Genomic DNA, 12,947 nt, shown 5'->3' with positions numbered 1-12,947 from the left:
ACCCTCGGTTCTGGGGTCAGACCCTGATTATGTAAACTACGTAGTTAACATAACGAGGGTCTGACCCCGCACAACGCCTTCTTACCTATGTCGCGCCTGAAATGCATCTTGTCGAATTTTATTTTTGATACGCCATTATACGCTGCGTGGATAGCCAGTTCTATATCATCGGCCAGCCCTGTCACACCCAAGACCCTGCCGCCGTCTGTTACATACGTACCGGATGATTTTTTTGTCCCGGCATGAAATACGACCACGTCCTTCAATTTCTCCGCGTTCTCGAGGCCGTGTATCTCTTTTCCCTTTTCATAACTCGCGGGATATCCGCCCGAGGTAAGAACCACGCATACAGCGCTTTTCTCGTACCATACGGCCTTGTATCCTTTTAAATCGCCGGATATGGAGCGTTCCATCAATTCTACCAGATCGCTCCTAAGGCGCGGCAATATCGCCTGCGTCTCCGGATCGCCGAACCGCACATTAAACTCTAAGGTCTTCGGCCCGTTTTTTGTAAGCATTATTCCGGCATAAAGCACGCCTTTATACGGCATATTGTCTTTTGCGAGACCTACTATCATCGGATGTATGACTTCGTCCATTATTCTTTTTTCAATTTCAGCCGCAACCAAAGGGGTGGGAGAATACGCGCCCATGCCACCGGTGTTGGGGCCTTTATCTCCGTCATTTATCCTTTTGTGATCCTGGCTTGTGGCCATGGAAACGATGTTTTTTCCGTCCGAGACCACTATAATGGATGCTTCTTCGCCTACAAGGCATTCTTCTATTACGACACGCTCGCCCGCTTTGCCGAACACCTTTTCAACCATAGCGCTCTTTAACGCGCTAAGGGCTTCTTCTCTTGCGTGCGCCACGGTAACACCTTTTCCCTGCGCGAGTCCGTCGGCTTTTATGACAATGGGTAGTTTCCTACCTTCGATATAGGCCTTTGCCTTCTCATAATCAAGAAAGACCTCGAAATCCGCCGTCGGTACGCCGAAACGCTTCATCGCCTCTTTGGCAAATACTTTGCTTCCTTCAAGCGCGGCGACTTTCCCGGATGGGCCGAATATTTTAAGGCCCTCTTTCTCAAATATATCCACTATGCCCGCCACGAGGGGCGCTTCCGGGCCGATTACCGTAAGGCCTATCTTTTCGGCCTTTGCAAATTTTAAAAGGCCGTTTATATCATCGGCCTTTATATCCGCTATTTCGGCTATTTTGCTTATGCCGCCGTTTCCCGGAGCGGAGTAGACCTTGTCTACTTTTTCGGATTGCGCTATCTTCCAGCAAAGCGCGTGTTCTCTGCCCCCGGACCCTATCACCAAAACGCGCATATTTATTTCCTTATTACGACTTCTTTTTTGCCTTTTATAACGCTTCCTATGACGTACGATTTTATTCCAAAGCCCAGCAATATATTTTTCGCCTTGTCCGCATCGTTTTTCCCCAGCACAAGTACCATGCCCACGCCCATATTGAAAGTTCTGTACATCTCTTTATCTTCGACACGGCCTTTCTTTTGTACCAGAGAGAAGATCGGCGGGATACGCCATGAATTCTTATATATCTCTATTGCCATAGCCTTTGGTATTATTCTGGGTATCTTGTCATAAAAAGCGCCGCCGGTTATATTCGCAATACCTTTTATTTTTAATGCCTTCTTTACACAAAGGACGCCTCTGCAGTAGATCCGCGTCGGTTTCAAAAGTTCCGCGGCAAGTGATTTCATCTCTTTTCGGGAAAAGACCTTTCGCACGAGAGAATATCCGTTTGAATGAAGCCCGCTCGATTGAAGTCCCAGAACGACATCGCCCAACTTAATATGCCTTCCGTCTATGACCTCATTTCTATCGATTATGCCGACGCCAAAACCGGCAAGGTCGTATTCGCCTTCTTGGTATATGCCGGGCATCTCTGCGGTCTCGCCGCCTATCAGCGCATAGCCGGCGTCGCGGCAGCCTGCGGCAATGCCTTTGACGACATCCTTAAGGACCTCGGGCCGGACTTTACCCGTAGCTACATAGTCCAAAAAGAACATGCCTTCGGCGCCGGAACATAATATATCATTCACGCTCATCGCCACAAGGTCTATGCCTACCGTATCGTGCTTATCCGCCATAAACGCTATTTTTAATTTGGTTCCGACACCGTCGGTGGATGAGACGAGTATGGGGTCTTTTAAATGTCTGAGATCCGGCCTGAAGAACCCGCCGAAACCACCGACATTACCTAGCGCCCCTTTAGTCTTAGTAAATGACGCAAATTTTCTATAATCCGCTACAAGCGCGTTTGCCCGGTCTATATTTACTCCCGCGGATTTATAAGTAAGGCCCTTTGCCATTTATCCTTTGCCGGGGACACTTTCCGAAGGAAAATGTCCCCCTCCCGTCTTTACCGCCGTCTTTAATCTCGTGGTTCGACTTCGCTCACCATTCCCCCGAACCATCCCGAGCAACGTCGAGGGATTGGCCATCGCAATCGCTTTATATGCCGACTTTAGTAAAGATCCTGTCAACGTGCTTTAAGTGATATTTCAGATCGAAACATTTTTCTATTTCGTATTCGTTTAAATATTCCTTAATTTTTTCGTCGCGGAGAAGCACGTCTCTAAAATGTTCACCCGTCTCCCGCGCTTCCATTGCGCTTTTCTGTATCATATCGTACGCTTCGAGGCGCGTGAGTCCTTTCTCTATCAGCTCAAGAAGGACTCTCTGCGAAAATATGATCCCTTTTGAGATCTCTATATTCTCCATCATCTTAAGGGGATGGACGACGAGGTTCTGCACTATATCTATAAACTTATTGAGCATGTAGTCCAAAAGTATCGTAGAATCAGGGAGTATTATGCGTTCTACGGAAGAGTGGGATATATCTCTTTCATGCCACAGCGCCACATTTTCAAGCCCCGCAATGGAATTTGCCCTGAGTATCCTCGCGAGGCCCGATATCCTTTCGCACATAATGGGATTTTTCTTATGAGGCATCGCGGAGGAACCCTTCTGTGTTGACAGGAAAAATTCTTCCACTTCACCGACCTCTGTCCTTTGAAGCGCTCTGAACTCCACGGCAAATTTGTCTAATGATGAACCTATGACGGCAATTTCCGCAAGATATTCCGCGTGCCTGTCACGCTGAAGGATCTGCGTAGAAACATTTGCGGCCTTAAGGCCCAGTTTTTTACATACAAATTCTTCTACGCGGGGATCCACGTTTGCATAGGTACCTACGGCGCCGGAGATCTTGCCCACCCTTACGATCTCTTTTGCGCGCTTTATCCTGTCTATGCTTCTTTTGGTCTCATCGTAGAAAAGCGCCATCTTAAGCCCGAAGGTGATCGGCTCGGCGTGCACGCCGTGAGAGCGGCCCATCATCGGCGTGTGTTTATATTTGCGGGCCTTTCTTTTGAACATCCCGCAAAGCTTATTCAGGTCGTCTATGATTATGTCGGCCGCCTCAACCATCATGACCGAAAGCGATGTGTCAAGGACATCGCTTGAGGTAAGGCCTTTGTGGAGGTATTTTGCGTCTTCGCCTATATTTTCCGAGAGATTTATTATGAAGGCGACGACATCGTGGTTTGTCTCTTTTTCTATCTCTTTGATTCTCTCTACGTCAAATTTCAGGTTATCTTTTATGTTGGAATAAGCCTTCTTGGGTATGATGCCGTATTTTGCCATCGCTTCGCACGCGATAAGCTCTATTTCGGCCATTTTGCGGATACGGTTCTCTTCGCTCCAGATCCCGCGCATTTTGGGCAGGGAATAGCGTTGTATCATTACAGCTCCTTTTGTTTATAGCATCTAATTATATATCATATTATTTTATGTAAGTCAACGAAAGAAAATAGGGACAGCTGCCGCTGTCCCTATTTTCATTATGGTTCTTCTTCGCTCAAATACTTTCGTGTTTGAGCTTCGAAGGAACAACATTCTACTTCGCTGCAATTCCTACGAAGCCCGAACGTGAAAACATTCGGGCGAAGTAGAATGGTAGCGGGGGGACGATTCGAACGTCCGACCTTCGGGTTATGCATACTACTACAGCTTTCGCTGCCTCCGAACCTTTGGAGTTTGTAGTCTGGACTATACCTTTGCCCTTCTCCGTTTTTAACCGAAGTTAGGGCACCTGCCGTCTAGTCTCTACACCTTCCTTTATTGCTTTGCCTTGTGAAGCAAAGCGATAGAGGCTTGGCTCGGTATTACCATTTCAGGCTCCACCGAATTTGACAGGATTCGTTCAGCCGTTTCCGGCTGAATAGCCCATTGTTACTGAGCCCGACGAGCTACCAGGCTGCTCCACCCCGCGATAAACCTACTTATTGAAAATTATTACTTCGTCTCGCATGCTTCTTTTGTGCCGTATACTTCCTTACCCGCTTCTATGGGCGCGTTTACTACGCCATAAGCGGTCCCGCCGACTGCTTCGGTGCTTTTTGTGACAGGGTTCACGATAACATCTTTTACTTTCGAGCCCTTGCCGGTGACCACGTCACCCAAATCTTTTGCTTCCTGGCCTACCATATCACCTGTCTTTTTTACTCCTGTACCTACTGCGTTAACAGTCTTTTCGGTCGTCTTCGCGCCATAACCGAACATCTTCATGACCGCGTCTGCGAACGGGCTTCCCGCTTCGGCCTTAGTTACCATAGAGAACGAAATGGCCAGAACAGAGACCAACAGTACAACAAAAAACTTCGCTTTACTGCTCATCTTTCTCCTCCTGTTTTAACGTCTTATAGGGGATCTCGTCTTTCCTGACTACCCCTAATTTATTTCTTACTGTCTTCTCCACATATTCCATGTCATGCTCGAGCTTATAGTTTTCGTCTTCGAGCTTGGTATTGATCTTCTCAAGCGTTTCTATCTGCATCTTCAATTTTCTGCATTCCGCCGAAAGCTTCTGGTGGCGCGAAAACCCCGGCAGAAATAAAAGAAGAAGAATACCCGCTATAATAAGCAACGCTATTAAGTTCTTTTTATTTACCATAAACGGCGTTTTTGCCTAAATCTTCTTCTATCCTCAAAAGTTCGTTATATTTAGCCACTCTGTCCGTTCGCGAAGCCGAGCCGGTTTTGATCTGGCCTGCTCCTGTTGCGACGGCAATGTGAGCTATGGTGGTATCTTCAGTCTCGCCCGACCGGTGAGAAACCACCGCGGTATAACCTGCGCCTTTTGCCATTCTTATGGCATCAAATGTCTCGGTAAGAGTCCCGATCTGGTTGACCTTTATTAAAATTGAATTGGCGACTCCTAAATCTATCCCTTTTTTCAAAAGCTTGACATTTGTAACAAAAAGATCGTCGCCCACGAGCTGTATTTTAGATCCTAATTTATCGGTCAGTTTCTTCCATCCGTCCCAATCGTTTTCGTCGAGGCCGTCTTCTATGCTGCGGATAGGATATTTGTCGCACCAGTTGGCCCAAAGTTCTATCATCTCCTCATCGGTAGCGATTCTTGAAGGGTCGGATTTGAAGAAACAGTAGCCGCTTTTGCCTTTTTCCTTTGCGGCATTCACCATTTCACTGGCGGCCGGATCGAGCGCCAACGAGATATCCGCGCCGGCCTTGTAGCCGGCTGCTTCTATGGCTTTCAATATCAGTTCGGGAGCTTCGTCATTGGCCTTTAAACTCGGCGCATAACCGCCTTCGTCCCCGACGGAAGTATTATAACCTTTGTCCTTAAGCACTTTCTTCAAAGCGTGAAAAACCTCTGTTCCCATGCGCAGGCCTTCGGAAAAACTTTTCGCGCCCCATGGCTGGACCATGAACTCCTGAAAATCCACCGTACCGTCGGCATGTTTGCCGCCGTTTAGGATATTCATCATGGGGACCGGAAGGATATTTGCTTCCTTTGATATGCCTGCGACCTTTGCGAGATATTTATAAAGCGGGATATGATTAAGATTGGCGACGGCTTTTGCCGCAGCCATCGAGACTCCTAAAATGGCGTTTGCGCCGAGCCGCGCCTTATTTTCCGTACCGTCGAGTTCTATCATAAAGCGGTCCAGTTTTTCCTGGTCGTAGGGATCTATATCTTTTATTCGCAATGCTATCTCATCATTTACATTCTTTACGGCCTTAAGGACGCCTTTACCGCCGTAGCGTTTTTTATCGCCGTCTCTCAATTCCACTGCTTCATGTTCGCCGGTTGATGCACCGCTCGGTACGGCGGCCCTTCCCATGATCCCGCCTGTTAAATGCACATCCACTTCGACGGTGGGGTTTCCGCGCGAATCCAGTATCTCTCTTGCTTTTACTTTATCGATTTTAATCCTCATTTATGCAAAACCTTTCTACCTGCCATCTCAAGCTTTCCTTCAACGAAGTCTTTTATCGCCTTCGTATATATTTTATGTTCCTCTTCGTGTATCCTCTTGCGGAGCGAATCTTCAGTGTCATCGTCTTTTATCGACACAGCAACTTGCGAGACGATGGGGCCTCGGTCGATGTCTTCAGTTACGAAGTGCACCGTGGGGCCTGTTACTTTAACCCCGTAATCAAGCGCGTCTTTCACGCCGTTTTTGCCCTTGAAAGACGGCAGGAGCGCCGGATGGACATTCAAAATCCGGTTTCTGTACTCTTTTATGAAATAAGGCGTCAAAAGCCTCATGTAACCGGCAAGCGCCACCAGCCCTATATCGTGCTTTTTGAGATTATTTATTATCTCTTTGTCAAAATCTTCCTTAGATTTAAAGTCCCGCGCGTCCAAGGAAATCGTTTCTATACCGGCTTTTTGGGCCCTTTTAAGCGCGTATGCCTCTTTATTATCGCTTACAATAAGGGCTATCTTGGCCTTTATATAATCCTTTTTAACCGCATCTATTATTGCCTGTAAATTGGTCCCGTTTCCCGACACAAAAACGGCTATATTCATATTCTACTCCAAAGCGATTATCAAGGCTATATAGAGGGTATAAGATATCATATATACCCTGTATAGTCAAGCCCATTCAGTTTTTACGTTCGCGGGGAAGGCGCCTCTAAAAGCTCATAAAAGCGGCAAAAATATCCTGGAAATCCTTATCCTTGTGGAGCTCCACATGCTCGCATATAGCCAGAATGTCTTTTATTTCGCGCTCTTTTTCCGGTTTGAGCAGAACTTTCTTTGCCCCCGAAAGCGCGCCGTCTTTTAAAATGGTTATCTTATTACCCCTTATCCCCGCAGGTATAAGCCCTATCTTTTTTGCATTCCTTACATTGATATTTGCGCCGAAATTGCCGGTTATATATAACCTGTCGATATCTTTTACGCCTATACGGGCCTTACGCAGCAAGATCTCCACGCCGGCAGCCAGCGCCGCCTTCGCGACCTGCGCTTCCCTTACATTTGCCTGTGTCAGGGGTGTTTTATTTACCGCCATTCTGCCGGTCTTATCTATTATACCTTTATCCAAAAGCCCCGCTACCAGGTCTATGAGTTTCGTGCCGGGACGGATATACCTACCCTCAAAGGCAGGGCCGCAAGCGCATGAGGTAACGAGTATTTTATTTTTTGAGCCCAGCACTATCTCGCCGTTCGTTCCTATGTCCACTATGAGAGAATGATTCTTTTTTTTATTTATTTTGGTCGATAAAATCACCGCCAGCGTATCGGAGCCGACGAATCCGGCTACATTAGGCAAAAATTTAAACTCAGCGTTTTTCGCCGCGTTTATGCCCATTGCGCGGGCGTTCTTTGTGCGCATCTTTTTCGCGGCCGGCTGAAAAGGTGCCCTTGCAAGCGAATCGGCCCTTACCATAAAGATAAGATGGTACATCGTGCTGTTGCCGACCGCCAGTACTTTTTTTATGCAATTTTTGTCTACTTCGGCTTCTTTCGCGAGCCGAGCCAACAATTTATTTATGGCAGAGATGACCCTTTTCTTCAACTCTTTCGGGCCTTTTTTATTCGTCGTTGCGAAATGAAGCCTTGTAATGACATCTCTTCCAAAGGCCCCTTGCTCGTTGGGCACGGAGGCGCGCGCCAGTTCTTTTTTGGACTTAATATCAAGAAGTGCGCCTTTTATATCGCTTGTGCCGATATCTATGGCGGCGCCAAGGATCCTTTTTCCGGGATCTCTATTCACCAAATGCCTCATCTATCTTCTTTAGAAGTTCTTTTTTGGAAAGTACACCTACGGCCCTTTTTACTTCCCTGCCGTCTTTAAAAAATAGGAGTGTGGGTATATTCATGACCATCAGCTGGGAAGCAAGTTCCGCATCTTCGTCTACATTTATTTTTCCTATTCTAAGTTTGCCGGCAAATTCTTTCGCTACCTCGTCTATAACGGGAGATAGCATCTTGCACGGCATGCACCACTCTGCCCAAAAATCGATGATGACAGGCAGCTTCGCTTTGACTACCTCCTTATCAAAATTATCTTTTGTGATATCTCTTATATGCTCCATGAGCTACAAGCTCCTTCCTGTTTATTCTATTTTAATAGCCCCGCGTCTCTTTGTCAACCTCTCTCGCTTCTTCCCTTGACTTGTATATTCATATTGGATATACTCGACTTAAGCCGTTAGGCCGGCGCGATAAGGAGGCAATATGAATAACGAAAAACTCCATTGCTGCGAAAAGTGCCAGATATTCTGGACATGCGAGACAAAATGGTACAGGGGTGAACGAAGCGAGGAAAATATCTGCTGCGCGGCATGCAATTCCTACAGGGACTGCCTCAGCCCGAAAAGATCCAACAAGAAAAGTAAGGTAAGGTAAAACTAAGTCTTCCCTATGCCTCTCTCATATTCTTTATAAGGCCTGCTACTCCCCACACAGAGAAGAAAATCCCGCATAAAGTCAAGACCCACAGCTTGCCTATTTTGTCCGCGAACAAAGCGGCTATAACCATAAATACCAGAAATGCCAGGTGTATTATGGCTTCCAAGGAGCTGAATATCCTGCCGCGGGTCGCCTGCGGAATCGATTCGTGGACCATAGTATTTAACGATACTATTATAGGCCCCACCGATATGCCTATCAAAAACATAACCGCGGCCGATAGTAAAAAATAAGACGCAAAATAGGTGGTAAGCGCGAAGGCAACGATAAAAAGGCCCGTCAGGCAGAGGCTAAATAATATCATAACCTCTTTCTTGATCCCCTGGCCGAAACGGCCGTAAAGTACCGCGCTTATAAAACACCCGAATCCCAAGATCATAGTTAAAAAACTCAGGTCCTTTGTCGCCGAGCCGAATGCATCCTGTATAAAGACTATTATTACGCAGCTTACCGCGCCAAGACCCGCCATAAGTAAAAAAAACGTCCTTACCACAAATTTCATATCCTTATGGTTAGAAATAAATCTTATGCCTTCTTTTATCTCCGTCCATACAGATTTTTTTATGGCATGTTTCAGCGCCTCTTTTGTACGCAGCATATCGTCTTTAAAACCGGCTCCTGTGTGTTTCACCGCCATATTATAGATAAAGATGGCAGATATGAAATAGCTTGCGGCATTGATATAAAGGCTGTTTATCGCCCCGATTTTATCGACTATTATACCCGCGATGCCCAAAGCCACAAATGCGCTTATCATGCGCGTGGTATCGGAAAGGGTATTTGCGATAAGGAGCGTATTGTGCGGTACGACATCCGGAATGATTGCCATCTTGCTCGGCAGAAAGAAGCGCGTTATGGAAAAGATGAGAAATACCAAAATATATACGGGAAGAAAATTTGTAAAGCGCAAAATAAAAAAGGGGATCAATAAGACCAATAACCCCCTCCATATATCCGCCATTATCATCACCTTTTTTTTGTCCCACCTGTCCACATATACGCCGGCGATAGGCCCGATTATGAAAACGGGTATGATGATAAAAAAGAGCAGTTTTGCCAATTCTACGGTAGATCCGGGCGATTTTTTGTATACGAGCGCGACGAGCGCCATATTATTAAGCCAATCGCCGAAGTTGGATATGATCTGGCCTATCCATAAAAGCAGAAAATTCCTGTTTTTCAGGACATCTCTAAATCTTACCAATACTCCCTCGAGTTAAGATAGTTATGGAGCCGATGAGTGGGATCGAACCACCGACCTGAGCTTTACGAAAGCCCTGCTCTACCAGCTGAGCTACATCGGCGCTATAAAAAAGTGGTTCTTCTTCGCCGTAAGCAAGCCTAATAACTGGTAAGGCTTCGAAGGAACTCATTCCTACGAAGCCCTTACCAAGCAACAGGCCCGTCTGAGGGCAAAGTAGAATGGTGCCGAGGGGCGGAGTTGAACCGTCGACGCCGGCCTTTTCAGGGCCGCGCTCTACCACCTGAGCTACCTCGGCATTTTCGCACAATTATTTCGTCCTGAGCTTCAGCCGAAGGCTGATCCGCCTACGGCGGAACCTCGGCATTATCTCTTCCGGAGATACATCATTATACAATTATATATTTTGAGTGGCAAGCAAAATTTTTGAAAGAAATTCATTGTCCCATTCGTATATATATGTGAGGGCGCGCGCTTCGGTTATTGGTTTTTGGCTGCCAGTTCGGCAATATTTGCCGACATGCTTCGCGATTTACGGCTAATCGGCAAAAAGATTCGAAAATAGGAGATTGATAATAAAAACACTTGACAAATTTTTGTTGTTATAGTATAGTGGCTTTCCTTTGAAAAACTAACTATATCAATTACTAACCACAAGGAGAAAACAAATGAGAACAATAGGGTGTTTCAATAAAATCTGCATCTCGATTATCTTAATTTTTTCACTTCATCCTTCTGCCGGAGCATCTACGGAATTTACATGGGTAAATAAGAGCCGCGGCCTTGCCGGCTACGAATTTACATCATTGTATATTGACAAAAATGATTCCGCTTTAATGTATGCCGGCACAAAAGGTGCGCTTCTGAAAACAACCGATGGCGGAAAGAACTGGAAAAATATCTTCAAGGTCCCGGGTTCGAACAACGCTGTCAATTATATAGCTGTAAACCCCCGCGATCGCAAAACAATATATCTCGCAACTGAGCTCGGTATATTCAAATCGGCGGACGAGGGTTCCAGATGGTCAAATGTATCGCGCAACATAAGGGGCCACAACGTGTTTCAGATACTTTTGGACAGCGACGACCCAAATATTTTATTCGCTGTGACCGAAAATTCGGTATATAAGAGCATGGATGCAGGCGGCACATGGAAAAAATCGGACGACGGTATATCAGCAAAAGATCTCGGGTCTATAGCGCAAAACCCTATAGATGGCAAAAAGTTATTCGTATCGTCAAATGAGGCGCTTTTCAAATCTGAAGACTACGGCAAAACGTGGCAAAAGATATTCTTTCCCAATATAGCCGGCGAAGAGGGCCCGTTTCAGGAAGAATATACCGAAGAAAGGGGATTGTTCTGGAAGGCGTTCAATTATATCGCTGTGGACGGCGTAAATCCTTCTATCATTTATCTCGCGACTAAAAAAGGTGTCTTCAAGAGTACGGATAACGGCGCGTCCTGGAAAAGGCTTTCGAAAAGCGGCCTCCCAAGATGCACAATCAGAAATTTTGTCGTTTCACTCTCCTCGGGCGGATGCCTGTTTTTAGCTACGGACAGGGGCGTAATACAATTTTCCGCCGATGATAACTTATGGAAAGAGGTGAGCGCCGGACTTTCGGAAAGAAAGATAAACTTCATAGCGTCCAATGCCGAAGGCAACGCTTTATGGATAGCGGTAAAAGGCGGCGTCTTCGGCTCGGATGGAAATATTTATCAAATAGATAAAAGCAAAAATAATAGTGGCGTAGAGGCCATACTGCAAAATTTCCGCAATGAGCCTTCTTTCCGGCAGGTACAGGAGGCCGCTATAGGATATGCGGAAGTCCATCCGAATAAGATCGCAAAATGGCGCCGAGACGCGAAGATGAGGGCGCTTTTGCCGACGCTTTCAGTCGGAATAGACAGAGACAGTTCGCAAGACGTACACTGGGACGCCGGCTCAAACCCTGACATGCTAATAGTAGGGCCTTATTATGACGATACCGGATGGGACATCAGGTGTTCGTGGGACCTGGGAGGTTTGATCTGGAACGACGACCAAACAAGTATAGACACCCGAAGCAAATTGATGGTCGAACTGCGCAACGACATTATAGACGAGGTTACACGGCTTTATTTTGAGAGACGCAGGCTTCAGGTGGAATTGATGCAGAGCCCGCCAAAAGATGAGCGCAAGCAGATGGAGAAAGAGCTTCGTATTCAGGAGCTGACCGCCAATATCGACGGTATCACGGGGGGATACTTTTCTGCGGAGATGGCAAGAATGAAATAGCGACGTAGTTTACATAATCAGGGTCTGACCCCGATAAGACGGAAGGCGGGTTGGCAAGGTGGAGGATAGGCGGGGCGGGTGCGGTAAAGCTTTATGGACTTGGGTTTTCTAATACTTTGCTACCACCACCGCTTTCAAAGTCTTGGTTATATAAAAAAGGTCCTGCTACGTGGCCGTCTACGAAAAGCACCATAACGGGAGTAATTATCCCGACTGGTCCCTTCCCGCTATGTCCTGGTATGCAGTAAGAAGAACACATTTCCAACAAGACTTTGCTATGAGGAGAGATGATTGTGCTTAGAGGTCTGTGTGCGGGAGGTGACCCAAAAGACAAAATATTATAACTGCAGTAATACGAGGTTCCACAAGAGTTAAAATAGGTTTCACCACCAGCAGATGCCTTCATATCATCAGGACAATGAAAAACTTCAGCGGAACTCGCATCATCAACATCAAGATAGCGATTTAGAGGTCGAGTGCTTGCAAGGTAAGTATAGCCCGATGTACTCCCAGCCTTACCGCCAAATGTGTAACTGCGACATTGACCATCATTTGGCGGCATAAAGTCGAAGCCGGTATATGTGGGAAAACACTCATTATGGTCATCCAGATACAAATACCAAGCAATCCCGTGCTGCCTGAGGTTATTGGCACACATGGCTCTTCTTGCGGCTTCTCGTGCCTTTCCAAATACAGGAAGAAGTATA

13 protein-coding genes and 2 tRNA genes are annotated in these 12,947 nt (G+C 46.4%); 2 read left to right on the top strand and 13 right to left on the bottom strand.

The annotated features are described in order from the left end of the window. Positions 1-44: 44 nt before the first annotated feature. From purD to trxA, 9 genes are all read right to left on the bottom strand, one after another. Positions 45-1,334 (bottom strand): phosphoribosylamine--glycine ligase, encoded by a 1,290-nt coding sequence (purD, locus tag KKI13_01500; protein ID MBU4487727.1) that lies wholly within the window; start codon positions 1,332-1,334, stop codon positions 45-47. A 2-nt stretch (positions 1,335-1,336) separates the two neighbouring features. After that, positions 1,337-2,341: a phosphoribosylformylglycinamidine cyclo-ligase gene (purM, locus tag KKI13_01495; protein ID MBU4487726.1), complete on the bottom strand. Its 1,005-nt coding sequence runs from the start codon at positions 2,339-2,341 to the stop codon at positions 1,337-1,339. A 142-nt stretch (positions 2,342-2,483) separates the two neighbouring features. Then, positions 2,484-3,776 carry an adenylosuccinate lyase gene (locus KKI13_01490; protein ID MBU4487725.1) on the bottom strand — a complete coding sequence of 431 codons (1,293 nt, stop codon included), beginning with the start codon at positions 3,774-3,776 and terminating at the stop codon, positions 2,484-2,486. 552 nt (positions 3,777-4,328) lie between these two features. Then, positions 4,329-4,709, bottom strand: a complete 381-nt coding sequence (locus KKI13_01485; GenBank protein ID MBU4487724.1) for a hypothetical protein — start codon at positions 4,707-4,709, stop codon at positions 4,329-4,331. Further along, positions 4,699-4,986, bottom strand: a complete 288-nt coding sequence (locus KKI13_01480) for a septum formation initiator family protein (protein MBU4487723.1) — start codon at positions 4,984-4,986, stop codon at positions 4,699-4,701. Before KKI13_01480 ends, KKI13_01485 begins: the two co-directional genes overlap by 11 nt. Next, on the bottom strand, positions 4,976-6,277 hold the full coding sequence (eno, locus tag KKI13_01475) for a phosphopyruvate hydratase (GenBank protein MBU4487722.1): 1,302 nt from the start codon (positions 6,275-6,277) through the stop codon (positions 4,976-4,978). Before eno ends, KKI13_01480 begins: the two co-directional genes overlap by 11 nt. Continuing rightward, on the bottom strand, positions 6,274-6,873 hold the full coding sequence (locus tag KKI13_01470) for a phosphoribosylglycinamide formyltransferase (GenBank protein MBU4487721.1): 600 nt from the start codon (positions 6,871-6,873) through the stop codon (positions 6,274-6,276). The genes eno and KKI13_01470 overlap by 4 nt, the downstream gene beginning before the upstream one ends. A gap of 106 nt (positions 6,874-6,979) precedes the next feature. Next, a complete protein-coding gene (locus KKI13_01465) occupies positions 6,980-8,077 on the bottom strand; it encodes a DUF4445 domain-containing protein (GenBank protein ID MBU4487720.1) in 1,098 nt (365 codons plus the stop codon). Next, positions 8,058-8,387 (bottom strand): thioredoxin, encoded by a 330-nt coding sequence (gene trxA, locus KKI13_01460; GenBank protein ID MBU4487719.1) that lies wholly within the window; start codon positions 8,385-8,387, stop codon positions 8,058-8,060. The genes KKI13_01465 and trxA overlap by 20 nt, the downstream gene beginning before the upstream one ends. A 142-nt stretch (positions 8,388-8,529) precedes the next feature. Between trxA and KKI13_01455 the strand changes: the two genes are divergently transcribed. Next, complete coding sequence (locus KKI13_01455; protein MBU4487718.1) at positions 8,530-8,700, top strand: hypothetical protein; 171 nt, start codon at positions 8,530-8,532, stop codon at positions 8,698-8,700. 13 nt (positions 8,701-8,713) lie between these two features. Here the strand turns inward: KKI13_01455 and KKI13_01450 are convergent, their stop codons facing one another. The 3 genes from KKI13_01450 to KKI13_01440 all read right to left on the bottom strand — a co-directional run bounded on the left by KKI13_01450 (position 8,714) and on the right by KKI13_01440 (position 10,262). Further along, positions 8,714-9,967: an MFS transporter gene (locus KKI13_01450; GenBank protein MBU4487717.1), complete on the bottom strand. Its 1,254-nt coding sequence runs from the start codon at positions 9,965-9,967 to the stop codon at positions 8,714-8,716. 24 nt (positions 9,968-9,991) lie between these two features. Then, positions 9,992-10,067 (bottom strand) — tRNA-Thr (locus KKI13_01445). Between the two features lie 119 nt (positions 10,068-10,186). Beyond that, positions 10,187-10,262: transfer RNA gene (locus KKI13_01440), tRNA-Phe, on the bottom strand. Positions 10,263-10,632: 370 nt separating this feature from the next. Here KKI13_01440 and KKI13_01435 point away from each other — a divergent pair. Further along, positions 10,633-12,240 (top strand): hypothetical protein, encoded by a 1,608-nt coding sequence (locus KKI13_01435; protein MBU4487716.1) that lies wholly within the window; start codon positions 10,633-10,635, stop codon positions 12,238-12,240. A gap of 91 nt (positions 12,241-12,331) precedes the next feature. Here KKI13_01435 and KKI13_01430 read toward each other — a convergent pair. Beyond that, positions 12,332-12,947, bottom strand: a 616-nt coding sequence (locus tag KKI13_01430; protein MBU4487715.1) for a DUF1559 domain-containing protein, incomplete at its 5' end; no start/stop codon positions are given.

The organism is Candidatus Omnitrophota bacterium, from assembly GCA_018894435.1.
In the GTDB taxonomy this organism is placed as follows: Bacteria; Omnitrophota; Gorgyraeia; order JAHIPI01; family JAHIPI01; genus JAHIPI01.
The sequence above is the reverse complement of the archived record's forward strand: the minus strand, read 5'-3'. Positions and strand labels throughout refer to the sequence as shown.